This is a genomic window from Terriglobus tenax, assembly GCF_025685395.1.
Classification (GTDB): domain Bacteria; phylum Acidobacteriota; class Terriglobia; order Terriglobales; family Acidobacteriaceae; genus Terriglobus; species Terriglobus tenax.
Genome location: NZ_JAGSYA010000004.1, coordinates 2,486,139 through 2,508,865, shown reverse-complemented (window position 1 = coordinate 2,508,865; position 22,727 = coordinate 2,486,139). Strand labels below are relative to the sequence as shown.

24 protein-coding genes and 1 tRNA gene are annotated in these 22,727 nt (G+C 59.1%); 14 read left to right on the top strand and 11 right to left on the bottom strand.

Features of this window, described 5'->3' with window-relative positions; all coding sequences use genetic code 11:
• Window positions 1-16 precede the first annotated feature (16 nt).
• Window positions 17-508 carry a DUF6644 family protein gene (locus OHL13_RS16265; RefSeq protein ID WP_263411177.1) on the top strand — a complete coding sequence of 164 codons (492 nt, stop codon included), beginning with the start codon at window positions 17-19 and terminating at the stop codon, window positions 506-508.
• A gap of 10 nt (window positions 509-518) precedes the next feature.
• Window positions 519-989: a DUF6644 family protein gene (locus OHL13_RS16260; RefSeq protein ID WP_263411176.1), complete on the top strand. Its 471-nt coding sequence runs from the start codon at window positions 519-521 to the stop codon at window positions 987-989.
• An 86-nt stretch (window positions 990-1,075) separates the two neighbouring features.
• Here the strand turns inward: OHL13_RS16260 and OHL13_RS16255 are convergent, their stop codons facing one another.
• Window positions 1,076-1,279: a Sec-independent protein translocase subunit TatA/TatB gene (locus tag OHL13_RS16255; RefSeq protein ID WP_263411175.1), complete on the bottom strand. Its 204-nt coding sequence runs from the start codon at window positions 1,277-1,279 to the stop codon at window positions 1,076-1,078.
• Between the two features lie 111 nt (window positions 1,280-1,390).
• Here OHL13_RS16255 and OHL13_RS16250 point away from each other — a divergent pair, with 111 nt between their 5' ends.
• A complete protein-coding gene (locus OHL13_RS16250; protein ID WP_263411174.1) occupies window positions 1,391-2,143 on the top strand; it encodes a hypothetical protein in 753 nt (250 codons plus the stop codon).
• Between the two features lie 137 nt (window positions 2,144-2,280).
• Here OHL13_RS16250 and glgC read toward each other — a convergent pair whose 3' ends face one another.
• Both glgC and OHL13_RS16240 read right to left on the bottom strand, forming a co-directional pair.
• Window positions 2,281-3,537 (bottom strand): glucose-1-phosphate adenylyltransferase, encoded by a 1,257-nt coding sequence (gene glgC / locus OHL13_RS16245; protein WP_263411173.1) that lies wholly within the window; start codon window positions 3,535-3,537, stop codon window positions 2,281-2,283.
• 243 nt (window positions 3,538-3,780) lie between these two features.
• The gene (locus OHL13_RS16240; protein WP_317889934.1) at window positions 3,781-4,059 is read right to left on the bottom strand and encodes a hypothetical protein; all 279 of its coding nucleotides are present in this window, start codon (window positions 4,057-4,059) and stop codon (window positions 3,781-3,783) included.
• 217 nt (window positions 4,060-4,276) lie between these two features.
• Between OHL13_RS16240 and OHL13_RS16235 the strand changes: the two genes are divergently transcribed.
• Entirely contained in the window at window positions 4,277-4,735 is a 459-nt protein-coding gene (locus OHL13_RS16235; protein ID WP_263411172.1) for a TIGR03435 family protein, read from the top strand.
• On the opposite strand, the gene OHL13_RS16230 is transcribed toward OHL13_RS16235, so the two are convergent.
• A complete protein-coding gene (locus tag OHL13_RS16230; protein WP_263411171.1) occupies window positions 4,732-4,878 on the bottom strand; it encodes a hypothetical protein in 147 nt (48 codons plus the stop codon). The two genes, OHL13_RS16235 and OHL13_RS16230, sit on opposite strands and share 4 nt — an antisense overlap.
• 68 nt (window positions 4,879-4,946) lie before the next feature.
• On the opposite strand from OHL13_RS16230, the gene OHL13_RS16225 reads away from it, so the two are divergent.
• The 7 genes from OHL13_RS16225 (at window position 4,947) to OHL13_RS16195 (ending at window position 10,520) form a co-directional block, all read left to right on the top strand.
• On the top strand, window positions 4,947-5,330 hold the full coding sequence (locus OHL13_RS16225) for a hypothetical protein (protein ID WP_263411170.1): 384 nt from the start codon (window positions 4,947-4,949) through the stop codon (window positions 5,328-5,330).
• Between the two features lie 130 nt (window positions 5,331-5,460).
• Window positions 5,461-6,606, top strand: coding sequence for a glycine cleavage system aminomethyltransferase GcvT (gene gcvT / locus OHL13_RS16220; RefSeq protein ID WP_263411676.1), 1,146 nt, complete (start codon window positions 5,461-5,463; stop codon window positions 6,604-6,606).
• A gap of 54 nt (window positions 6,607-6,660) precedes the next feature.
• On the top strand, window positions 6,661-7,038 hold the full coding sequence (gene gcvH / locus OHL13_RS16215) for a glycine cleavage system protein GcvH (RefSeq protein ID WP_263411169.1): 378 nt from the start codon (window positions 6,661-6,663) through the stop codon (window positions 7,036-7,038).
• On the top strand, window positions 7,038-8,363 hold the full coding sequence (gcvPA, locus tag OHL13_RS16210) for an aminomethyl-transferring glycine dehydrogenase subunit GcvPA (protein WP_263411168.1): 1,326 nt from the start codon (window positions 7,038-7,040) through the stop codon (window positions 8,361-8,363). Before gcvH ends, gcvPA begins: the two co-directional genes overlap by 1 nt.
• A complete protein-coding gene (locus OHL13_RS16205) occupies window positions 8,363-8,701 on the top strand; it encodes a hypothetical protein (RefSeq protein WP_263411167.1) in 339 nt (112 codons plus the stop codon). The genes gcvPA and OHL13_RS16205 overlap by 1 nt, the downstream gene beginning before the upstream one ends.
• 9 nt (window positions 8,702-8,710) lie before the next feature.
• Window positions 8,711-10,258 carry an aminomethyl-transferring glycine dehydrogenase subunit GcvPB gene (gene gcvPB / locus OHL13_RS16200; RefSeq protein WP_263411166.1) on the top strand — a complete coding sequence of 516 codons (1,548 nt, stop codon included), beginning with the start codon at window positions 8,711-8,713 and terminating at the stop codon, window positions 10,256-10,258.
• Window positions 10,259-10,268: 10 nt separating this feature from the next.
• Entirely contained in the window at window positions 10,269-10,520 is a 252-nt protein-coding gene (locus OHL13_RS16195; RefSeq protein ID WP_263411675.1) for a hypothetical protein, read from the top strand.
• Window positions 10,521-10,525: 5 nt separating this feature from the next.
• On the opposite strand, the gene OHL13_RS16190 is transcribed toward OHL13_RS16195, so the two are convergent.
• Window positions 10,526-11,104, bottom strand: coding sequence for a DUF4256 domain-containing protein (locus OHL13_RS16190; RefSeq protein ID WP_263411165.1), 579 nt, complete (start codon window positions 11,102-11,104; stop codon window positions 10,526-10,528).
• A gap of 73 nt (window positions 11,105-11,177) precedes the next feature.
• Between OHL13_RS16190 and OHL13_RS16185 the strand changes: the two genes are divergently transcribed.
• Window positions 11,178-11,254, top strand: a tRNA-Arg gene (locus tag OHL13_RS16185).
• A 6-nt stretch (window positions 11,255-11,260) separates the two neighbouring features.
• Here the strand turns inward: OHL13_RS16185 and OHL13_RS16180 are convergent.
• The 3 genes from OHL13_RS16180 to OHL13_RS16170 form a co-directional block, all read right to left on the bottom strand.
• A complete protein-coding gene (locus OHL13_RS16180; protein WP_263411164.1) occupies window positions 11,261-12,472 on the bottom strand; it encodes a ComEC/Rec2 family competence protein in 1,212 nt (403 codons plus the stop codon).
• A gap of 54 nt (window positions 12,473-12,526) precedes the next feature.
• Window positions 12,527-15,853 carry a TonB-dependent receptor gene (locus OHL13_RS16175; protein WP_263411163.1) on the bottom strand — a complete coding sequence of 1,109 codons (3,327 nt, stop codon included), beginning with the start codon at window positions 15,851-15,853 and terminating at the stop codon, window positions 12,527-12,529.
• A 245-nt stretch (window positions 15,854-16,098) separates the two neighbouring features.
• A complete protein-coding gene (locus OHL13_RS16170; protein WP_263411162.1) occupies window positions 16,099-17,706 on the bottom strand; it encodes an ABC-F family ATP-binding cassette domain-containing protein in 1,608 nt (535 codons plus the stop codon).
• A gap of 439 nt (window positions 17,707-18,145) precedes the next feature.
• Between OHL13_RS16170 and OHL13_RS16165 the strand changes: the two genes are divergently transcribed.
• Together OHL13_RS16165 and OHL13_RS16160 are read left to right on the top strand one after the other, a co-directional pair.
• A complete protein-coding gene (locus OHL13_RS16165) occupies window positions 18,146-19,669 on the top strand; it encodes a di-heme oxidoredictase family protein (RefSeq protein WP_263411161.1) in 1,524 nt (507 codons plus the stop codon).
• A 106-nt stretch (window positions 19,670-19,775) separates the two neighbouring features.
• Window positions 19,776-20,204 (top strand): hypothetical protein, encoded by a 429-nt coding sequence (locus OHL13_RS16160; protein WP_263411160.1) that lies wholly within the window; start codon window positions 19,776-19,778, stop codon window positions 20,202-20,204.
• A gap of 63 nt (window positions 20,205-20,267) precedes the next feature.
• Here OHL13_RS16160 and trpS read toward each other — a convergent pair whose 3' ends face one another.
• The 3 genes from trpS to OHL13_RS16145 form a co-directional block, all read right to left on the bottom strand.
• Window positions 20,268-21,353 carry a tryptophan--tRNA ligase gene (gene trpS / locus OHL13_RS16155; protein WP_263411159.1) on the bottom strand — a complete coding sequence of 362 codons (1,086 nt, stop codon included), beginning with the start codon at window positions 21,351-21,353 and terminating at the stop codon, window positions 20,268-20,270.
• A 27-nt stretch (window positions 21,354-21,380) separates the two neighbouring features.
• Window positions 21,381-22,079, bottom strand: coding sequence for a site-2 protease family protein (locus OHL13_RS16150; RefSeq protein WP_263411158.1), 699 nt, complete (start codon window positions 22,077-22,079; stop codon window positions 21,381-21,383).
• 99 nt (window positions 22,080-22,178) lie between these two features.
• On the bottom strand, window positions 22,179-22,724 hold the full coding sequence (locus OHL13_RS16145; protein ID WP_263411157.1) for a hypothetical protein: 546 nt from the start codon (window positions 22,722-22,724) through the stop codon (window positions 22,179-22,181).
• Between the last annotated feature and the right edge of the window lie 3 nt (window positions 22,725-22,727).

The window sequence follows — 22,727 nt, the reverse complement described above, 5'->3', positions numbered from 1 at the left end:
AAAGAGCCGATCCGGTATGCCCGAACTGCAACATCTATGCCAGGTAATCTATGACTCGCAGATCGGAACAGCGATCCGCGAGTCAGAATACCTGTTCTCCATTATTGAGTCTGTGCATGTGCTGGCCATCATGCTGCTGGTGGGCACCATTGCGGTGCTTGACCTGCGCATGCTCGGAATCGTGCTGCGCGAGGTTCCTGTCACGCGTATTTCACGCGCCGTGTTTCCACTCACCTGGTCCGGTTTCGTGGTGATGTTTGTCAGCGGTCTGCTGCTGTTCTGGGCAGAGGCGGCGAAGAACTACGGCAACCCCGCATTCCGCATCAAGATCATTCTGCTGGCGCTGGTGGGGTTGAACCCGCTGCTGTTTCATACCACGGTGTACCGCAGGGTGCAGGAGTGGGAGACGGCACGCACCTCTCCGTGGCGCGCGCGTGCCGCCGCGCTTGCCTCACTTACGCTTTGGGGCGGCATTATCGTCGCCGGCAGAGCGATTGCTTACTTCTGAAAGGCCTGCCATGCTTCGCGTCTGGTTTGTCGCTCTTGCTCATTCCTCGCTCGGCCAGTTCATGCAGAACTCGCGCTGGGGCTTCGCATCGGTGGAAGCAGTCCACCTGTTGGCTATTGCCCTGCTTGGCGGGGCGGTGTTGATCCTGGATCTGCGCCTGATGGGCGTGATTCTCACACGGGAATCTCCGCGGGTATTGAATCGCGACCTGAGCCGCCTGTTGCTCGGCAGCCTGGCAGTGCTGCTGCTGACAGGTATCGCCCTGGTTTCAGAAGAGGCGTTGAAGTGCTACTACAACGCCGCCTTCCGCTGGAAGATGGCACTGCTCGCGGCCGCGGTACTGTTCTATTTCACGCTGTACCGCAGGGTTGTGCTGACGCTGGGGAGTTCGGCAACGGTGCTATCCCGTGTGACAGCCGCCGTGTCGCTTTTCCTATGGCTGGGAGTGGGCGTTGCGGGCCGCGCCATTGGACTGATCTAAAAACGGGCACACGCAAAAAGGAGCAGACGCAAAGTCTGCTCCTTTTTGTTTTGAAATCTTTGTGGGTGGCGCCAAAGCGCAGGGCGTTACTTAACCTGCTCTTCAGGCTTGGGTGTAACGGCGTGGGCGGAATCCTTGGTGTCTTCCGTGACACCCTTCATCCCGTCCTTGAAACCGCGCAGACCTTCACCGAGGCCCTTTCCGAGTTCGGGCAGCTTTTTGCCGCCAAACAGAACAAGTGCGACGACTGCGATGACGATAAGGTGGGTTGGTGTAAATAGCTCGCCCATGACTGTCTCCCGGGAATCCTGTGGACTATTGTCGCATAAACGGCAGCGGCAGGCGTTTGGCCTCCGTCAAACCGTTATAGTTAATGATGCAGCATTGCTGTCTGGAGGACCATGCGACACGAAGTGACCCGGCGCGTACTTGCCGGGATGACCGCCCTGATTGCCACCACCCTGCTCTCGACCACACTGCATGCCCAGTCGGCGCCAGAGCAGACCAGCGGATCGGCAGAGCCGGCCACGCAGTCCCAGCAGCCCGTGGCTCCCAAACGCACCGTGCAATTTGCACGGCGTATCCCCGTAAGCTACGACAACAAGTGGGAAGCCTATGGCGGCATGAGCTTTATGAATGGCCAGGCCGGCCAGAACCTGCCCAAACGCTTCAACATGGGCGGTCTTGAAGGCCAGGCTACCTACTGGCTGACCGACCGTATCGGCCCGGTTGTCGACTTCCGTGTGGAATACGGCACCACCCCGGTCTTCCCGAACCCCTACCAGATCAACCGCCCGGTGGTTCGCCAGATGATTGGCATGGGCGGCGTACAGTACCGCGGATGGAAGAACCAGCGTTTTGCCATTCAATACCACGGCCTGGTGGGCGTGAGTGCGGGCAAGTATGACGGTGGAACGCGCGGCGGCCTGAATACGCCGACCAATACCCCCTCCGCAAATGCGGTTGCGGTTGGTCTCTATTCCAATCGAGTCAAGCCGATCGGCGCTTTTGGCGGCTCACTGGACATCAACGGCAGCTATCGCTGGGCGATCCGCCTGCAGCCGGACCTGATTGTGGAGCACTATGGCACGGAGTACCGCCAGTTCTTCTCCATCTCGACGGGCCTGGTGTGGCGCTTCGGCCATCGCCAGTAACCGGAAAACGCAAGGACACAAAAAAGGCAGGGCTTCGGCCCTGCCTTTTTTATTCCAGACGCTGCTGCAATTCGCTGGGACGACAAAGGAAAAGCCCGCCACGAAGATTCGAGGCGGGCTTCCTGCTTGTAGACCTTTTAGCGGCCCGGCTGGATAAAGCTCTGGCTGACCGGGTTTTCATAGACCGAGTAGTCGCGGGTGACCACGACCAGCCCGGAGGCGGAGACAAAGTAGTTTTTCTTGTCTTCCTGCGCGTCGTAGCCAATGACCGTGCCATCCGGAATGTGGACGTCGCGGTCAATGATGGCGTGGCGAATGCGGCAGTGGCGACCGATATTGACGTGCGCAAACAAGATGCTGGAATCCACGTCTGCAAACGAGTTCACGCGAACGTCGTGCGAGAGCACGGAGTTACGCACGACCGCACCGGAGACGATAGAACCACCGGAGATGACCGAGTTGATGGCCATACCGGTACGGCCAGGCTCACCGAAGACGAACTTCGCCGGCGGGTACTGGTAAGAGCGCGTTCGCATGGGCCAGCTCTTGTCGTAAAGATTGAAGGTAGGCGAGACCGAAGCCAGGTCGAGATTGGCCTCGTAATAGGCCTCAAGCGTACCGACATCGCGCCAGTAGAGTGCCTCCTGCTTGTTCTCGTCCACGAAGTTGTAAGCCATCATCTTGAAGCGGCCCAGCAAGTTGGGCAGGATGTTGTGGCCGAAGTCGTGCTTCGAGGCCGGGTCCTCGGCGTCCTTGATCAGTTCGGGCAGCAACACATCTGTGTTGAAGATGTAGATGCCCATGGAGGCATCGACCTTGTCCGGATTGAAGGGAGAACGAAGCTTGGTTTCTTTGGGCTTTTCGAGGAAGCCGTTGATCTCTCCATTGCGGGCAACATCGACCACGCCAAAACGCGAAACCTCATCCGGATTGATGGGCAGCGTGGCCAGGGTGACATGCGCTCCGGACTCGATGTGCTGGTCCAGCATGAGCTGGTAGTTCATCTTGTAGATGTGATCGCCGGAGAGGATGATGACGTACTTCGGCTGCTCCGAACCGATGGAATAGATGTTCTGGTAGACCGCATCGGCGGTGCCCATGTACCAGTTCGTGCTGACGCGCTGCATTGGGGGAAGAATCTCGATGAACTCGCCAAGTTCACTGGCCACCACCGGACCCCAGCCCTCGCGGATATGGCGATTGAGCGAAAGCGCCTTGTACTGCGTGAGGATGTAGACCCGGCGCAGATCAGAGTTGATGCAGTTGGAGAGGGTAATGTCGATAATGCGGTACTGACCGCCGAATGGAACGGCAGGTTTCGCACGGTCGCGGGTTAGAGGAAAGAGGCGCTCTCCGGCGCCACCAGCAAGCAGAACTCCCAATGTATCTTTCATGGCACCCAAATACCTTTACTTGCAAGAGGTCAATCTTCTGGGTAAGACGCAAATTTGCGCCTTCGCGTTCTCGAAGAGCAAGAATATCCCCCGAGAGATGAAGCGATGATAAACGGGCCATGGCATCTTGCCACCCCCGAATATTGTTGTTTTGAAGTGAGTTAGCAGTGATGGAAGAGCAACAGAAAGACACGCAACCGCGTGGAAACGCGGCCGTTCTTCTGTCAGAGAAAATGAGCGAACCTAGTTCGCAGCGTCTTCCACGGCAATGCGCAGCGACTTAAGGAAGTTGACGTCGTTGGAGGTAAACGGGCCGGTCATGGCCTCTTCCTCTGCGGCGTCTACGTTCTCTTCCTCAACCTCATTCAGGCCGATGGTCGCTTCCAGCATCAGCAGGACATCGAAGCCCTGCTCCCGGATGTCCCGTACAACGCCTGCGATGTGCTCTGACTCAGAGACCGACTCGTGAATGGCCTCGCCAAGCTGCTGGATCAGGTCCTTCACCTTCTGGTTCAATGACACCTCCGTCGAATAGCCACTTCGCCGCGCATCGGGTATTCCCGGCCTTTGAAAAAACGAGCCTGGCGGGAACGGCATTGCGGGGTGTTGGGCACTGCCTTTGTTAACGAATACCTTACTGCTGTATTGGACGCCCTGCAATGGGGATCGGTCGTATATTTCTTGCCTGTCCTGTGAACCAGCAGCGGATTGGGGCCGTATGTCGGGGATACCGCTGAAGATGCGTTATACCCTGCTCGCCCTGTTGTTCTCCAGCGCCTTTGCCCAGGATGTTCCGCGCATGGCCAAGGAGGCTCATCCGCCCTTTGATGTTGCAACGGTGAAACCCGCCGAACCAGGAGAGCGCAATATGCCTGTGCGTTCCATGCTGATGTTTGCCTTCGGCATGCAGAAAGACCAGCTGATTAATCTTCCGGATTGGGCGACCTCAGACCGGTATTACGTTAACGGTTACCCCGATGCGGATGGGCGGCCGAACGTGGAACAGTTCCACGGCACGGTGGAGAAGCTGCTTGCAGACCGGTTCGGGTTGAAGTTCCACATCGAACAGCGGGAACTGCCGATATATGCCATTCGCGTTGGGAAGAACGGCCCGAAGATGAAGGTGAAAGCAGACGCGACGCGTCTGCCGGTAGATGTCATGGTGATCGACAAGGTCGAGCGGCCGACGGCGAACTAGACGGCGGAAGTATGGTGGTCATGCCATGCGGTTTCGAGCTGGTGGGCAAGCTCATCAATCGGTTTCACACGGCGTGGGCCCCAGAGCAGAAGTGCCACGGCGGCGGCGCTGAACGTAGCGAAGGTAAAGACAAACGGCTTCATGGGATGGATTGGATGCAAGCCAGCGCCAGGGGTTGGGCCACGCATTTAGACTGAAATGCATGGATAAGGTGCGGCTGGGAAAGGTTCTGGGAGCGGGCGTACGCCACGCCGCGCGCACCGCCATTGAGGCCAGCAAGGCTGCCGCTGCCCCTGACCCCACGCCACAGGTGCGTCGCCCATCCGCCGCGCAGACCGGACGGGCTGTTGCCGCGGGCGGGCGAGGCTTTTTCGGCACGGTAAAACACGCCGGCCGCGCCGTCTGGCTACAGGTCATGGGGACCCTGTTTGCCGTGTTCGCCCTGTATTTTGTGCAGGCTACGATTACTCACTTCCATTCGTACCAGGAGGGTGGAACCCACCGGCAGCAGTGGTTTATGAGCGCGCTGATTGCCGCGGCATTCACATGGTTTGCCATTTCCAGCTTTGTAAGGGCAGCGAAGAGGCCCCGGTAGGTTTGTACGGCAGAAAACACTGCTTTTCGGGTTGGGCGGTAAACGCACGATATTGGGAGACATCCAACCCGCTGAATTAAAATCCTTCTTTGGCCCACCGAATTCCAAGCTCAAATAAAGGTGATCTCACATCGTGTCTGACTCTGGCTCTGTGCTTCGCAAAACTGCTTTGAACGCCACGCATCGCGCCCTGAAGGCGAAGATGGTCGACTTCGGCGGATGGGACATGCCGGTGGAGTACTCCGGCCTGGTGGCTGAGCACATGGCTGTACGCACGGGCGTTGGCCTGTTCGACGTATCGCACATGGGCGACATTCAACTGCGTGGACCGGGATCGCTGGCAGCCGTACAGAAGCTGCTGATGAACGATGCCAGCAAGCTGCAGGTGGGCCAGGCGCACTACAGCGCCATGCTGACGCCGGAAGGCACCTTCGTCGATGACGTGGTGCTGCATAAGCTGAGCGACAACGACTACCTGATCGTGATCAACGCCGGTACACGCGAGAAGGATGAGCAGTGGATTCGGAAGACCATCGGCTCCATGCCGTCGGTCCACATCAACAACTTCAGCGATATGTACACGCAGCTTGCCATCCAGGGTCCGAAGGCGATTGATGTGCTGCGCAAGCTGACCGATGTGGATCTGGACTCGATCAAGAACTACTGGTTCCAGTGGGGCAAGGTCTGCGGACTGTACAACGTGCTTGTGGCCCGTACCGGCTACACCGGTGAAGACGGCTTTGAGATTTATATCCCCTCCGACGAGGCGACCAGCGCCCGCGTGTGGAACGAGATTCTGGAGGCCGGCGCTGAGTTCGGCATTGTGCCTTGCGGCCTGGGCGCTCGCAACACGCTTCGTCTGGAGTCGGCGATGGCCTTGTATGGCCACGAGATCTCGGACGAGATCAATGTCTTTGAGGCGGGTCTTGGCCGCTACTGCAAACTGGATAAAGAGTCAGACTTCGTTGGCAAGGAGACGCTTGCAGCCATTCAGCGCGATGGCGGACCACACCGCAAGCTGGTGGGCCTGGAGACGATTGACCGCGGCATTGCGCGTGATGGATATGCGGTGTTCGATGTGGAAGGCAAGGAGCAGGTGGGCTACGTCACCTCTGGCTCGCCTTCGCCCTTCCTGAAGAAGAATATTGCACTAGCCTATGTGCCGCTGCATCTGGCAGAGATCGGCACGGAGGTTGCGGTGCAGGTCCGCAGTTCCATGGTGAAGTCGAAGGTAGTTCCGCTGCCCTTCTACAAGAAGCCGAAGAAAACGACCTAGTATCTGGCAATTTTACCGATTCAAGTTTCAACCGAAAGACTGGAGAGCACACAGATGGCTTACCCAACCGAGTATCGCTACACCAAGGAACACGAGTGGATTTCCGCCGATGGCAAGATCGGCATCACCGACTACGCGCAGTCGACGCTGGGCGACATCGTCTTTGTTGAGCTGCCCACGGTGGGCGCTGAGCTGAAGGCCGGTGAGAGCTTTGGCACGGTTGAGTCCGTCAAGGCCGTCAGCGACCTGTACTCGCCGGTGAACGGCAAGGTGCTGGAGATCAACGAGGCGCTGAACTCCGCTCCGGAGACGGTGAACTCGGATGCGAACGCTACCTGGATCATCAAGGCCGAGTTCGATGCCGCGCAGCTTGAGAGCCTGCTCTCCGCCGCCGACTACGAGAAGTTCATCAGCGAAGAGACGGGTCACTAATGCGCTACCTACCGAAGAGTCCGAGCGATCGTAAAGAGATGCTCGCCGACATCGGCGTGCCGTCGATCGACAATTTGTTTTCGACCGTTCCGGCGGAGTATCGCCTGACGCGCGACCTCGACATCCCTCGCCAGCATGGCGAGCAGGAAGTGATTGAGCGCTTCAAGGCCTTTGCCGAGAAGAACGCCACCGGCTATGCCAGCTTTCTGGGCGCGGGCGCGTACCGCCACTATCGCCCGGTGCTGATTGATACCGTCGTTTCGCGCGGCGAGTTTCTGACCAGCTACACGCCGTACCAGCCAGAGATTGCGCAGGGCACGCTACAGGCGCTGTTCGAGTTCCAGACGATGATCTGCGAACTGACCGGCATGGAGATTGCCAACGCGTCGATGTACGACGGTTCGACCGGCGCCGCGGAGGCCGTGATGATGGCGGTTCGCGTTACCGGGCGCAATGGCGCGGTGGTAGCACGCACCGTGCATCCGGAGTACCGCGAGGTCCTGAAGACGACCGTGCAGCACCAGGAGATCCCGATCACCGAGGTGGACTACGCGAGCGAGACCGGACGTGTGGACCTGGCGAAGCTGGATGCCACGATCACCAGCGACACAGCCTGCGTTCTGATCCAGTCGCCGAACTTCTTCGGAACGATTGAGGACGTGGCTGCCATTGCGGAGATTGCTCACAAGAAGGGTGCGCTGCTGATTGTCTCGATCGCAGAGGCTGTTTCGCTGGGCATTGTGAAGCCTCCGAAGGAGGCTGACATCGTCTCCATGGAGGCGCAGAGCTTTGGCGTTCCCGTTGGCTATGGTGGACCGTACTGCGGTGTCATCGCCTGCAAGGAGAAGTTCCTGCGCCAGATGCCGGGCCGTATTGCGGGCGAGACCAAGGACCTGGATGGCAAGCGCGGCTTTGTTCTGACGCTGAGCACCCGCGAGCAGCACATCCGCCGCGAGAAGGCGACCTCGAACATCTGCACCAACCAGTCCCTGGTGGCGCTGATGGTCACGGTCTTCCTGACGGTCTACGGCAAGGGTTTGAAGGAGCTGGGCGAGCAGAACCTGGCCAAGACACACTACGCCGCGCAGACGATTGGCGCGACGGGCAAGGTGTTGTTTGGCGGAGCTCCGCGCTTCAACGAGTTTGTGCTGCAGGGCGCCAAGTCGGCGGAAGCTGCCAATGCCGGTCTACTGGAGAAGAAGATTGTCGGCGGCCTGCCGCTCGAGAAGTTCTACCCCGAGCTTGGACCGAATGCATCCCTGTGGTGCGCGACTGAGCTGACGACGAAGGTACAGATCGACGCGGCAGCCGAGGCGCTGAAGTAATGGACTCCGAACTTCTTGTTGGCGAACGGCTCAACTCGGTCGAGTTCTTTCTCGACCAGGTGAGCCTGCGCTTCGATGAGAAAGTACTGAGCCTGTATGCATGGCCGCTGGTCGCTGATCCGGATGGTATCTCCATCGGCTTTGGCGAGCCGGGCTATCGCGATGCGCTTTGCTTTGTCATCGGCCTCAGCATCACGGCTTCAACATACGTTGAGGGCGTGGAGCTGACGATGGAATTTGAGAACGGAGTGGCCTTTGCACTCTCACTCCGCGAAGAAGATTTGAACACCTCGCAGGCTGGCGAACTGACCGCCGGTGGCGAGGTTTACGAGTTCTAAGGAAGAAACATGGCAGACGAAAAGTTCGTAGGAACACCGAAGAAAGCCACTGTCCACGTCAACCAGAACGAAGATCTGATCTTCGAGAAGTCGTCGCCGGGTAAGAAGGCGTACCGTCTCTCGGAGCTGGACGTTCCGGCCATTGACGCCGCCGCCCTGCTGGGCGATGCAGTCCGCACGGACCTGGGCGTGATGCCTGAGTTGAGCGAGATTGAGATTGTGCGGCACTTCACGCGCCTCTCCACCTGGAACTATGCCATTGACCTTGGCATGTTCCCGCTGGGCAGCTGCACGATGAAGTACAACGGCCGCGTGAATGAGCTGGTGGCCCGGCTGGAAGGTCTGGCCGAGGCGCATCCTTACCAGCCCGAGGCGCTGTCGCAGGGCGTGCTGGAGATCATGAAGGTGCTGAGCGATGCGTTGCTCGAAATCACCGGTATGGACACCATCACACTGCAGCCCGCTGCCGGAGCGCATGGTGAATTTACCGGCATGCTGCTGGTGCGCGCCTACCATGAGAGCAAGGGCAACCCGCGCAAGAAGGTGCTGATTCCTGACTCGGCGCACGGCACGAACCCCGCAACCGCGGCGGTTGTCGGCTACCAGGTGCAGAACCTGAAGTCGAACGCTGAGGGCATGGTGGACCTGGCAGAGCTGGAGAAGCTGGTAGATGAGGATACGGCGGCGCTGATGCTGACCAACCCGTCGACCATCGGCGTCTTCGAAAGCGACATTCACAAGATTGCCGACATTCTGCATGCCAAGGGCGCGCTGCTGTACATGGACGGCGCGAACATGAACGCGCTGGTGGGCAAGACCCGCCCCGGCGACTTTGGCGTAGATGTTATGCACCTGAACCTGCACAAGACCTTCTCTACCCCGCACGGCGGTGGTGGCCCGGGCTCGGGTCCGGTGGCCTGCAAGAAGATCCTGGAGCCGTTTCTGCCTTCGCCCGTGCTGGCAACCAAGACTGACGGGACGCTGACACTGAACTATGACCGTCCGCAGAGCATTGGCCGTGTGCGCGCCTGGTACGGCAACTTCGGCATGTTTATCCGCGCGCTGGCCTACATTCTGGCCAACGGTCCGGATGGCCTGCGCCAGACCACCGAAGACGCCGTGCTGAACGCCAACTACCTGCGCGCCAAGCTGGAGGACGTCTTCGAACTGCCATTCAAGACCGCCTCCATGCACGAGGTTGTTTTCAGCGACAAGCTGCAGGCAAAGAACGGCGTGAAGACTGGTGACATGGGCAAGCGGCTGCTGGACTACGGCTTCCATGCCTACACGGTCAGCTTCCCGCTGATCGTCTCCGGCGCGATGATGATTGAACCGACGGAGAGCGAAAGCCGCGAGGAGCTGGACCTGCTGGTCGACGCTCTGCGGCAGATTGCACGCGAGGCCGAGGAGAATCCTGAACTGGTGAAGAATGCGCCCTACACCACGCGCCTTCGCCGCCTGGACGAGACTACGGCTGCCCGTAAGCCGATTCTGCGCTGGCATGCTCCTGTAGCCAAGACACCGATGACACCTGACTCCGCAGCGAAGGAGTGGTAGCTTGGCCAACGTGTTTCAGGACCGCCGCGAGGAGCTCGAGAAATACGAGTTCATGATGGGCGCCGCGCGCGGCCGCCTGGCCGTAACCCTTGACGTGCTGACCGATGCTCTTGCGATGGTCGGTCAGCACGGCGTGTACTGCACTTCGCAGCGGAACCCCGCCGTTCCAGCGCTGGACCTGCAGTTTGTGCTGTCGCAGATTGACGGAGCCAAGGACCTGATCCAGTCTGTGATGCAGGAGCTGGAGAAGCAGAAGAAGTAGGTTCGTCACACCCTCAGACAGCCGCGAAAGCCGCGCCCTGCATAGTAGGATTCCGCTCCATTGTGATACACGAAGACCGTGTCATAACGGCGATCGCAGAATAGGGCGCCTCCGAGTTTTCTGATCCGCTCCGGCGTCTGTATCCAGCTCGATGTTTTGGTGTCGAACTCACCCAATGTTTGCAGATAGCGATATTGCTCTTCGGTGAGCAGTTCCACACCGATCGACTCCGACAGATTTATCGCACTGTTTGCGGGCTTGTGCTCTTTGCGGGCGTTCAACGCCTTGTGGTCATAGCACAGGCTCCTTCGACCGCTCGGACTTTCAGCCGAACAGTCGAAGAAGAGGATCACCTCATCCTCCCTGCCTACGGCATCCGGCTCTCCGCCGGTTCGTTCCATTTCTTCTAATATCCGAAAAGCGTCCGCACTCTTGCGCAGACGCTTTTCGACCGAGTCCCACATTATTCCTTTGTGCCGGCGTGTGTTCTTCTCAAAACGCGCTTTTAGCACGGCCAGGAGATTCGTTGCGCTATCCAGCGCAGTAGCGGCAGCTTGATCTGCGTTTGCTCGTTTCGCGGTCATCGTCCTCTCCTGTTCGCCAACAGCATAAGGCAGTCGGCCTTTTCCTTGCACCGTGCTACGCTTAAAGACAAGTGCACCCGTAGCTCAGCTGGATAGAGCGGCAGCCTCCGAAGCTGTAGGTCAGAAGTTCGAATCTTCTCGGGTGCACCATCCTTCTTATCCCCTACACCGATACGGATCGCTGACCCAGCGGACAGCCATATCTTCGTTTGTCGCATCCAGCAGATGGATACGGAAGCTCTTTGTGTCTGCGGCGACGCGGACCACGACGTGTCCCTGCCGGCTTTTGAAGCGTGGGGTGAAGCGGCTGTTGATCAGGGCGTTCGCCGGCAAGGATTCCAGCGCATAGACGTCGTGCTTCTTCGCGCCGGGCCATTCGCCCAGCATGCGCTGCGCCTGCGCCGGGCCTGGGTGGCCAACGTCCCATGCCTGCACGATGTACGCCTGCGCGTCGAGAGCGTCCGTAAAGGCTGCGCCGGTGGAATCAAAATAGCCATGATGGTTTGCGGCGGCGACGTCTGTCCTGCCGGCGAGACGGGCGACCGGGGTCTCGTTGTCGAGCCAGGGAACGCGGCCGTCATGCGTATCGCACGCCAGATCTCCACCGGTGTAGTAGCTGAAATTACCGAATTGCAGGCGCAGCGCAATGGAATAGAAGTTCTCATTCGGCTGCTCTTCCGCGGAGAGCGCTCTGCCCTGCGGCGTGAGCAGGCGGCTGCTGGTTCCTGAGCCTGTCCAGATGCGGCCGTTCGCAGCAAGTACCCGGGTCTGTACATCCTTCAACTGGAGTTGCGAGATAGACCCAACCATGGCGGACTGGACCGCGCGTTTCTTCGCGACGCGCTCTTGCAGGTAGGCCAGATAGTTCGCCGCGAAGGGCGCGTTCAGCGGTTTGGCGGATCCGAAGTCGGGGAAGGCGCGGTCGATCACGGTACGGATGGGCAGGATAGCGTCGACATCGCTGATACCGGTCAGACGATAGGCTCCGCTGCTGGATAGGGGACACCCGGGTGTCACGTCTCCGGTGTGGTCCGGATGAATATGGGTGATGAGAGCGTAGTCCAGGTAGTCTGCGTGGCTCACCTTCTGAGCGTAGCGTGCGATCCATTCGCCCGGACGGCGGGATGCATTGGGGCGAGGCGGAGCGGAGGTATCCAGCGTGACCGCCGAGGCCCCTGCATCGACCAGAAGCGTTGTGCCATCAGGGCCAACGATCAGGGTGCTGTTCCCACGGCCGGTGTCGATGTGGTGAATATCGAGTTCGCCGGAACGTCGCGCAGGGAGTGGAAGAAAGCTCTGTGACAGCGCATAGGAAGAGGGGGCGGCAGCAAGAAGACGAAAGAGAGCACGGCGCGAGAGCATTGGCATCAAGAATAAAGCCCCGGCCGAGACCGGGGCTTTTGGTAGGAATTGATTTTCTGTTTAGAAGAACAGCTTGGCGGTGAACTGCATCTGACGAGGTCCGAAGAGAACGCTGCTGGTGCTGGTAGGAGCTCCAAACAGTGTGCCCGTTGTAATCGCGCTGATGGTGTTCGTACCAGTGAACTGGTATGCCGAGGTACTCTGCGAGATGATGTGGCGGCGGTTTGCGACGTTGAACGCCTCCACGAAGACCTGCATCTTGATCTTGTCGTGGATGGGGATATCGCGGGAGACACGAGCATCCACGTTGCGGATACCAGGACCAGGCATCGAATTGCGGCGGAACTGAGGAGCACGTCCCGAGGTGTTAGAAGCGAACAGGCTAACCTGTGCGCCAGTGACACCACCATCAATACCACCCGTGACGCTGCCACTCATGTTGAGAGTGAGGGGCAGTCCCGTCTGCTCCGTAGCCGTACCGGAGATAGACCAGCCGTTTGCCAAGGTACGCAGGTACATATTGGCGATACCAAAGGTCGGAGCGTACACGACGCTGCCGACGAAGCGACCACGCATGTCCAGATCCGAACGTGAGTACTCGCTCAGGCTTCCCGGATTCTTGAGGTTGAACGGATCGAGAATTGTGTTCGTTCCGTTGAAGGTTCCGTTCTGTCCGGAGACCTGGGAACCGTCAATCGCTTTGGCCCACGTGTAGTTCACCAGCAGCTCAAGACCATGGCTGAACGGCTTGCGCACCGAGAATGCACCGGAGTGGTACCAGGAGTTCAGACCGCTATAACCAGTCAGAATAATCTGGTCATTTGGAGACGGTCGCGTGAGCGTATTGGAATAGAACGGAACGGTAACGGTAGAAACGCGACCACTAGCCTCCGTCACAGTATAGGTACGCGTCAGCGAAGTGCGCGGCAGGTTGGAGTCGATAAAGTAGGGCAGACGCATTCCGCGCGTTCCTACATAAGCGAGCGTAAGGCTGATATGCCCCGGCAGTTCCTGCTCAACACCAAGATCAATCGAGTGCGTGTACGGATTAGTAAAGTTTCTGTCCTGTCCACGGAAAGCAAAGGGCTGAGGCGTTACACCTCCCGGTGCAACCTGAGGAGTAAGAGCACCTGCGAAAGGAGCTGCAAGTGCCGGTCCCGGAGGCGTAAACAGCACATTGGTGTTGTTCGGTGCGCCGTTTGCCCAGCTATACGTCGTAGGTGTGCTCGCCGATGTGTTGCCAGCAGTGGTAATGACAGGGTAGTTGTACTGCTGCTGGAAGACACCGTTTTCGACGCGCGTTGCATAGAAGGTCGAGTTCGAAGTTAGACCATAGAAGATACCGTAGCCGCCACGAACCACGGTGCCAGGCATGGGCGACCATGCAAAGCCAATGCGGGGCTGGATCATCTTGTAGTTGGTATGAATGGTGCTTGTAACGGAATTGGCCAGGGGACTGGGCACGCCGTTATAGCTGTTGGTGTAAGGCCTCGGCGGCTGGGGAACCATCTGAACGTCATAGCGGACACCAGCGCTGAAGGTGAATGAAGGCGTTACCTTCCAGGAATCCTCTACAAAGCCTGCGAGGTTCTTATTCCAGAAGTCATCGAGACCGCGACCAGTGATGGGGTCGTTCACCTGGGTGAAGTTGGAGTAGTGACGGCCACCGTTCAGACCGTAAACATCCTGCACCCAGTTCGAGAAGGCCGCCTCAGTGGTGTTGGTGAACGTCGCGCAACCGAAGGTCTGTACACCCCCGACGCACTGCCCGGTTAGAGAGGAATAGGTGTAAAGACCACCACCCTGGAAGAGGTTCGCGATGACTTCGTGGATCAGGTTGACGTCAACACCGGCCTTGAAGGTGTGCTTACCCCGCGTAAGGGAGTAGGTATCCGCAGCCTGCCAGCGATGTTCATCCGGAAAAGCGCCACGCGGCAGGGCGTTAGGCAAACCATAGGCGAACAGACCACTGATGCTAACGTTCGGTCCGGGGGAATTGGCTCCCGTTACTTCCAGATCGCGGGCCCACTGGAAGCGGGCAGCATTAGTAGAACGGCTGGAGAGAACGCTCTCCCAGTTTGCAATGAAGAAGCGCTCGTGGAAGTCGGCACGTCCATTTGTGCTGACCGAAGAGTTGTTTGCGGTAGCGGAAGTGGTGTAGCCGTTAGGCTGAGAATAGTTCTGGTAAAGGAACTCGGCGCTGACGTGGTTCCGGTCATTGAGCTGCCAGTCCAGGCGCGGGAAGAAGATGTCCTGCTTCAGGTTACGAGAGGCTGCGCCCTGATTGCCCAGAATGTAGTTCTTCGCATTGGTGCACTGAGTCGTGGTAGCGGCTGTGGGGCAACGGAATCCCGCGAGCTGGGTCGAAGTCACCGACGAGGTGTAAAGCAGAGGATTTACCTTGCGGAAACCGTCATAGGTAAAGAAGTAAAAGAGCTTGTCCTTGATGATCGCTCCGCCCACGGAACCGCCAAACTGCTGCTGCTGACGAACGGTCGGCGTAAGCAGAAAGGGGTTATTTGCAGCACGTCCCTGCGACTTGGAGAGAGGATCGAGCGCATTGAGGGAAGGATAGCGGAGGTAATAAAACAGATCGCCATGGAAGGAGTTTGTACCCGACTTCGAGATGGCGTTGATCTGGCCGCCAGCGGCCTGACCGAACTCTGCTGAGTAACCCGAAGCAGAGGACTGGAACTCTTTGATCGAGTCCTGCGAGAACACATACGGAGCACCGATAGCGCGTCCGCGAGCCTCCGAGAAGAATGCCTGCTGGTTGTTGGCGCCGTCGATCAGGTTGGTGTTATAGAGGCCGGAGATACCACGATAGGAGATCAGACCGCTGTTTCCATCAGGAACAACGTTTGGGGTCAGCAGCACAAAGTTATCGTAGCGGCGGCCGTTAACCGGCAGGTTGGAAACGAGATTCTCACCAACCGTTTGCGATACTTCCGACTTTTCCGTATCGATCAGCGGCGATGCGTCCGTGACCGTCACATCGGTTGTAACCGAACCAGCGGGAAGGGTGGAATCCACCGTCAGGGTCTGACCGACAGTCAGGACCAGATTCTTGCGATCTACCTTACCGAAATTCCCAGTGCCGCCGGAAATGACTTCATAATGTCCGGGCTGCAGGAAGGTGGAGGTAAAGTAGCCTTCGCTGTTGGTGGTGAGGGTGCGGGTAGCACCGGTATCGGTGTTGATGATGGTTACCGAGGTCGAAGGAACTGCGGCGCCGGAGGCGTCCGAGATGGTACCGGAGATGGTGCCGGTGGCGGCGGTTTGAGCCAGAACGCGCGGGGTAAGAATCACATTAGCCGGGACAAAGGCCAGTCCGGCTGTGAGCACGGCCGCGAATACACGTGTGCTACAGATTTTTGCAATCTTCATTGAATACGTCACTCCTCAAAAGGGCGAAACAAAAATCGAAGGTTTCGAAGTGTTCTTTCGGTGAATCCCGGTGAACTCGTGACGCGCTCGTTGAATACGGCTGCGCCCGAAAACCTGTTAGGTGTTGAATCTACGGTCAGTGACCACAGACGGGTTGTCAAGAAAAAGAATCACGAATGATTCTTTCCATGCAAACTGCACCGCCTGCATGACGACGTCATACAAGCGGTGCAATTTTGCGGAGCTTACTTCTTTGCGGAAGCCAAGACCTGCTGGTATTCGGCGTACGGACCCTTGAAGTCCTCCACCTTGCCATCCTGAAAGTGCCAGATGCGGGTTCCGACTTCATCGATCAGGTCCTCGTCATGCGTGACCAGAAGAACCGTGCCCTCAAACTTCTGCAGGGCCTGGTTCAGAGCATTGATTGACTCCAGATCAAGGTGGTTGGTCGGCTCATCGAAGATCAGGATGTTCGGCTTCTGTAGCATCAGCTTGCAGAAGATCAGGCGGGCCTGTTCGCCACCCGACAGAGCATCGGTCTTCTTCAGGCCTTCTTCGCCGCGGAAGAGCATCTGGCCGAGGATGCCGCGGATGTCTTCTTCCGTGGCCTTCTCATCGAACTGGTGCAGCCAATCGGCGACGGTCATCCCCTTGGTGACGGTGCCGGTGTGGTCCTGGGCAAAGTAGCCGATGTTGGCTTCGTGTCCCCATTTCACCTCGCCGCTATCGCGCGTGAATTCCTTGTCGTCCGTCTCCGGCATACCGGCCAGCAACGACTTGATCATCGTCGTTTTTCCGGTACCGTTACGACCGATCAACACCACCTTGTCTCCGCGCATGACGGCGGAATTGAAGTTGGTGAAGACCGTGGTGTCATAGGACTTGGAGACACCTTCCACCTCGAGGATGTGCTTGCCGGAGGGGCGCAGCATGTCGAAGCGGATGAACGGGCGTTGGATGTTGGAGCGGGCCAGGTCCGTGGTTTGCAGGCGCTCGACTTCCTTCTTACGCGAGTTCACCTGCGAGCTGCGGGTACCGGCCGAGAAGCGAGCGATGAAGTCGTTCAACTGGGCGATCTTCTTTTCGCGCTGCTCGTTCTGGCTTTCAATGCGGGTGCGGACCTGGGTCTTCTGCAGCACCATGTCGTCGTAACCACCGTTGTAGGTGATGATGGTCTGGTAGTCGATGTCGGCGATGTGGGTGCAGACCGCGTTCAGGAAGTGGCGGTCGTGCGAGATGGTGATCAGCGTGCCATCGAAGCGGACGAGGAAGTCCTGCAGCCAGTGGATGGACTCGAGATCGAGGTAGTTCGTAGGCTCGTCCAGCAGCAGAGCCTGCGGGTTTCCGAAGAGCGCCTGTGCCAGCAGAACGCGGACCTTCTGGCCGCCCTGCAGCTCGCCCATCTTGCGCTCGTGCAGTTCGTCGGCGATATCCAGACCCTGCAGCAGAACGGCGGCGTTGGACTCGGCCTCGTAGCCGTCCTCTTCGCCGATGACGCCTTCGAGCTCGCCCAGGCGGATGCCGTCGTCGTCGGTCAGTTCGGCCTTCTCATAGAGCACGTCGCGTTCTTCAAGAGCGGCCCAGAGGGCCTTGTTGCCCATGATGACCGTGTCGATGACGCGGTAGGCGTCAAACGCGTACTGGTCCTGCCGCAGCACGCCAAGCTTCTTGGGGCGGACGACATTGCCCTTCTGGGCGTCTAGCTCGCCGGTCAGCACCTTCATGAAGGTGGATTTGCCGGCGCCGTTGGGCCCGGTGAGACCGTAGCGGCGGCCGGAAATAAATGTGGTGGATACGTCTTCGAAGAGCACCTTCGAGCCGTAGCGCATGGAGACGTTGGAAACGGAGATCATTCGTCTTCTATTTTCTCATGCGCTGGCAAGGGGGCTAAACGATGGCAGATACCCCTCTACCGCGCAGCCACGGCAATTTCGCTCTCCGGCAGCCCGGAGAGTGGCGCGGGGCAACTCCCGCCTGCTGCCTTCCTTCTGCCTTCCGCCGTCCAGTGTTTCTCGCAAATTGCGGTCAGCCTCCAACTCTCCCTGGCAAAAAATGTATGAAATCAAAGGATTTCCGCGACATAACAACAAAATGAGAAATCCTTGAGCCAATCCTCAAGACGCAAAACAGGTGCAGATCCTACTCTCGGAGGCAATCGACGGAGCCTCAGACCCACTTTCTGCGAGATGTCCGCAGAGAGAACCCACGCACATTCCGCATGGACTGCGTGCGGGAGAGTGCTCCGTTGACGATGCGGTTGCGATACATCCCTCTCCCTCGGAGCCCACTTCCTTGAAACCACGCCGATCTTTCTCTTCTGTTCGAATTTCGATCGCTTTTCTTCTGCTTCTGCTCACCCCCCTGCTCCACGGCCAGTTCCGCGAAAACTTTTTCCGCGCAAAAGACCCCGGACCACGGCCAAACCCTTCCTCCACCATCCCCCTGCCGGTACCAGGGCTGAACGCCAACGAAATTTCGCTCTTTGCCGAGAGCCTTCTGCGTGTTTCCGAACTGGAGGGCACCTGTGACACCTGTGTCGAGCAGCCGCAGGGCACCATGCCCATCGATCCTGATCCGCAGAACCCTTTCTCGCCCCTGAAGCTGGTGAACTCCGCCGGCATGGGACCGCGTTTCAATGCCGACCAGTGCTTTATCTGCCACTTCCAGCCCATGATCGGTGGCAGCGCGACGCGCAAGAACGTCGCCTTTGTGGTGGGCAAACGCCTGGGCGCCAGCAATACCATTCCTTCTTTTGAAGAGGCAGACGGCGCCTTCCGCGAGGTGCGGTTCAAGTTCAACAAGGACGGCAGCCGCGATGGTGGGGTCCACCAGCTCTTTACTGTCGCCGGAAGAGCGGACGCACCCGCCTGCCAGTTGCAGCAGCCGGACTTCGACCGGGAGCTGCGGCGCAACAACCTGTCGTACCGCATTCCGTTGCAGCTGTTCGGCCTGGGCCTGATTGAGTCCATCCAGGACTCCGCCATTCGCGACAACATGAATGCCAACCGGGAGCTGAAGCGGCTGCTGGGTATTGAAGGCCACCCCAACCTGGTGGCTAATAACGGCACCATCGCACGCTTTGGATGGAAGGCGCAGAACGCTTCCCTGACCCTGTTTGCCGGCGAGGCCTACAACGTGGAGATGGGCATCAGCAACGACCTGTTTCCCATCACGCAGTCTGAGGACAAGGATTGCAATCTCTCCTACGAGCCTTTCGACGTTCCCCGTACAACGGAAGCGAACTATCACGATCCGCTGAAGATCATGCCCGCCTGGCTGATGTTCACCGAGTTCATGCGCTTTGTGGATGCTCCGGCGCTGGCAGCGCAGTCGGAGAGCGCAAAACGCGGCGAACGGCTGTTCCGAGAAGTTGGCTGCGCGCTTTGCCATACACCGTCGTTCACGACGCCTGGAACGGCAAACCCGGGCTCTCCCGCGGAGCAGATCGGGCCACAAACTGTGGCCCTGCGAGGGCAACAGGTCAACCTGTACTCTGACCTGCTGGTCCATCGCATGGGAGCCACGCTGGCCGACAACATTGTGCAGGGCAACGCCGGGCCGGACGAGTTTCGCACAACACCGCTATGGGGACTGGGCCAGCGAATCTTCTTCCTGCACGACGGACGTACCGACGACCTGATGACCGCGATCCAGGACCATGCCTCCTATCGCGGATCGGACGGCGGTGATAACCCGTCCAAGGACCGCGATTCCTATAGCTACGGACCATCGGAGGCAAACAATGTCGTCCGCCGCTTCAATGGCCTGAACGAGCGCGAGAAGCAGTCTCTCCTGGACTTTCTGCGCACCCTGTAAGGAAAGGCCTGACCCTATGAGACTTGTCCGATTCCTTGCACTCCTCTTCCTTCTCACGTGTCCGGCCGTGCTTTGCGCGGCCGACCCCTTTCTCGGGAAATGGGTGATGGACACCAAACGCTCAAAGTACGTCTCCGGGCTGCCGGAGAGCATGACCATCGAGATGGTGGAGGCCGGTAGCGGCGTTCACTATCACTCCGAGACGCTGCTGCGTACCGGGGTTTCCTTTACGGCGGATTACACGGCGATCTACGACGGGCCTCCCGCCGTGGTGAGCGGAGCCAAAGGAATCCTTCTGCCGGTCGCGGTCAGGCGCCTTGGCCGGAACCGGGTTGTCGCGGAGTATCTGCGAGGTGTGGAGCGAGTGGCCACCAGCGTACGCACGCTCTCTGCCGATGGACGCACGATGACCGTCACCACCACGTCAAAAGACGGCGTGGGCAACAGTTATACCAACACGGGGGTTTACCGTCGCGTCCGTACACCTTCCGCGCAACTGCTGGCAACCGTCCCATTAGCAAAGCCGAAGCACTAATTTTCCGCACAAGAAAGGGACGGCACAGGATGCCGTCCCTTTCTTGTGTTCCGATGAGTTTTCTTATTCCATGCCGAGAGCGACCAGGGCATCCTGCATGGCCTCAGCGGCCTTGGCGTGGGCGCGTTCGGCACCGGCGGCCAGGATGTCGATAACCAGCCCCGGGTTGGCCTCGTACTTGGCGCGGCGTTCCTGGATGGGAGCGAGTTCGGCAACGACGGCATCCGCCAGCCAGCCTTTGCACTGGATGCAGCCGATGCCGGCGGTGGTACAGCCTTCGCGGACCTCGGTCTGCTTCTCGGCAGGCGAGAAGACCTTGTGCAGATCAAAGACCGGACAGACGTCCGGGTTTCCGGGGTCAGTACGGCGAACGCGCGCCGGATCGGTGACCATGGTCTTCAGCTTGGCGCGGATATCCGGCTCAGTCTCCGAGAGCATGAGGGTATTGCCATAGCTCTTGCTCATCTTGCGGCCGTCGAGACCGGGGAGCTTGGGCGAGGGAGTGAGAAGCGCCTGTGGCTCCGGGAAGATGAGATCGACGGAGTTGGCCGAGACCTCAGCCTTGATCTTCTCCTTGTCGGAGACAGCCTGCGCAATGGCCTCAGACCAGCGGGAGTCATAAAGCTGGTTGAAGCGGCGTGCGACCTCGCGGGTGAGCTCGACGTGTGCAACCTGGTCCTGACCGACGGGAACGAAGTCGGGCTTGTAGAGCAGGATGTCGGCCGACTGCAGCAACGGGTAGCCGAGGAAGCCGTAGGTGGCGAGGTCCTTCTCGCGAAGCTGCTCCTGCTGATCCTTATACGTGGGCACGCGCTCCAGCCAGCCCAGCGGCGTGAACATGCTGAAGAGCAGGTGCAGGGAGGCGTGCTCCGGCACGTGAGACTGGCGGAAGATGACGCACTTCTCGGGGTCAAGGCCGGCGGCGAGGAAGTCGACGGCGACATCGAAGCACTTCTGCTTCACGTTGCCGGGATTGGCGTAGTCGGTGGTGAGCGCGTGCCAGTCGGCGATGAAGAAGTAGCACTCGTACTGGTCCTGGAGGCGGACCCAGTTGTAGAGCGCTCCCATGTAGTTGCCCAGGTGGAGCTTGCCGGTGGGCCGCATGCCGGAGAGCACGCGGCGGCGCGAGGTGGTTTCAACGTCAGACATAGCTAGAGTTTGATGGTAAATGAGCGGCTACAGCGCAAACAGCAGGCTGTTGAAGAACATGAACATCGGCACGAAGAAGATCATGATGAAGCGGAAGCCGAGGAAGAAGAAACCGAACATCAAATACAGGCCGATGGAGTCGTAGGTCTTCTGCGCGTTGTAGGGCAGAAAGTTCCGCAGGATGCGTCCGCCATCAAAGGCGGGCAGCGGCACCAGGTTGAAGATGCAGAGCAGCAGGTTGGTGACGATGCCGATGTAGAGCATCAGGATCAGGGGGAAGAGCGCGGGCAGGTCCGTGGTGGCGATCGAGTTGTCCCGCAGGGCAAGCGCCTGCGCAACACCGAGCGACTGCGCGGCCATGGGGCTGGCATGCTTGAGGATCACCAGCAGAATCAGGCAGATAAGGCCAAGCGCAAGGTTTGCTACGGGACCGGAGAGAGCCACCAGGATCTCATCACGCACCGGCTTGCGGAAGTTGCGTGGCGTAACCGGGACAGGCTTGCCCCAGCCAAGCGCCAGCGGCGTGCGGAAGATGTAGAGCAGCGGCCAGATGACCGTACCGAAGAGGTCGTAGTGTTTGATGGGATTGAGCGAAGTACGCCCCAGCATGCGGGCCGTCGGGTCACCGAGACGGAAGGCCACCATGGCCTCCGTGGCGTCGTGAATGGTGATGGAGAGCACCAGCACGACGTAGGCAAAGATGGCGAGTGCGATTTCGAGATTCATGGGCGATCTTTGCTGATGGTAGCAGCGTGCATGAATTGCGTGGATGAACCTAACCCACCCTGGCGTTGCGAGGGTGTAGCGCCCAGGTGGGTGACGCTACTAGCGAGCGCCGACCTCGCCGCGCAGGGTGATGGGCTGGCGGTCGTCGAGGAAGACATCGCGGTGGAGAATGGCGTTCTCCTCTGCCGTGATGTTGTAGCCGAAGATCATCTTGATGCCGGCTGCGATCTGCAGGCCTTTTCCGGCCGACGCAAAGATATGGTGCGCCAGCATGGTGCGGAAGCGCGTACCGAGCCAGTGGTTCAGGCCCAGCGGAGAACGGTCAAAGGCCTGCCAGAAGAAGAGCAGCGGTTTGCGCGGGTAGAAGCGCTCGGGATCGAGGTCGGGCAGCGACTCGGCTTCGAGGGTGAGGTTGCGCGGGTCCAAAGACTCAATGAGCACGTTCATGGGGAGTTCGGTAACCAGGGTGGAGTTCAGCCGCCCACCGTGCGGGCGGCCGAGGATGATCTGGTGGAGCTCGTCGCGCACGATCTCGGCACGGCGGTCGTAGCCCTGGTGCCGGGTGAACTCATCGTTCAGGTGTGCGATCCACTTTTTGAAGATGGTTTCGGCTTCGGGCGTCGGCTTGAGATCGTGCGCGGTCATGGC

Coding starts and splice junctions, on each gene's coding strand:
- OHL13_RS16265 (WP_263411177.1), top strand. CDS start 17: ATGCCCGAACTGCAACATCTATGCCAGGTAATCTATGACTCGCAGATC.
- OHL13_RS16260 (WP_263411176.1), top strand. CDS start 519: ATGCTTCGCGTCTGGTTTGTCGCTCTTGCTCATTCCTCGCTCGGCCAG.
- OHL13_RS16255 (WP_263411175.1), bottom strand. CDS start 1,279: ATGGGCGAGCTATTTACACCAACCCACCTTATCGTCATCGCAGTCGTC.
- OHL13_RS16250 (WP_263411174.1), top strand. CDS start 1,391: ATGCGACACGAAGTGACCCGGCGCGTACTTGCCGGGATGACCGCCCTG.
- glgC (WP_263411173.1), bottom strand. CDS start 3,537: ATGAAAGATACATTGGGAGTTCTGCTTGCTGGTGGCGCCGGAGAGCGC.
- OHL13_RS16235 (WP_263411172.1), top strand. CDS start 4,277: ATGCGTTATACCCTGCTCGCCCTGTTGTTCTCCAGCGCCTTTGCCCAG.
- OHL13_RS16230 (WP_263411171.1), bottom strand. CDS start 4,878: ATGAAGCCGTTTGTCTTTACCTTCGCTACGTTCAGCGCCGCCGCCGTG.
- gcvH (WP_263411169.1), top strand. CDS start 6,661: ATGGCTTACCCAACCGAGTATCGCTACACCAAGGAACACGAGTGGATT.
- gcvPA (WP_263411168.1), top strand. CDS start 7,038: ATGCGCTACCTACCGAAGAGTCCGAGCGATCGTAAAGAGATGCTCGCC.
- OHL13_RS16205 (WP_263411167.1), top strand. CDS start 8,363: ATGGACTCCGAACTTCTTGTTGGCGAACGGCTCAACTCGGTCGAGTTC.
- gcvPB (WP_263411166.1), top strand. CDS start 8,711: ATGGCAGACGAAAAGTTCGTAGGAACACCGAAGAAAGCCACTGTCCAC.
- OHL13_RS16190 (WP_263411165.1), bottom strand. CDS start 11,104: ATGACCGCGAAACGAGCAAACGCAGATCAAGCTGCCGCTACTGCGCTG.
- OHL13_RS16180 (WP_263411164.1), bottom strand. CDS start 12,472: ATGCCAATGCTCTCGCGCCGTGCTCTCTTTCGTCTTCTTGCTGCCGCC.
- OHL13_RS16175 (WP_263411163.1), bottom strand. CDS start 15,853: ATGAAGATTGCAAAAATCTGTAGCACACGTGTATTCGCGGCCGTGCTC.
- OHL13_RS16170 (WP_263411162.1), bottom strand. CDS start 17,706: ATGATCTCCGTTTCCAACGTCTCCATGCGCTACGGCTCGAAGGTGCTC.
- OHL13_RS16160 (WP_263411160.1), top strand. CDS start 19,776: ATGGACACCAAACGCTCAAAGTACGTCTCCGGGCTGCCGGAGAGCATG.
- trpS (WP_263411159.1), bottom strand. CDS start 21,353: ATGTCTGACGTTGAAACCACCTCGCGCCGCCGCGTGCTCTCCGGCATG.
- OHL13_RS16150 (WP_263411158.1), bottom strand. CDS start 22,079: ATGAATCTCGAAATCGCACTCGCCATCTTTGCCTACGTCGTGCTGGTG.
- OHL13_RS16145 (WP_263411157.1), bottom strand. CDS start 22,724: ATGACCGCGCACGATCTCAAGCCGACGCCCGAAGCCGAAACCATCTTC.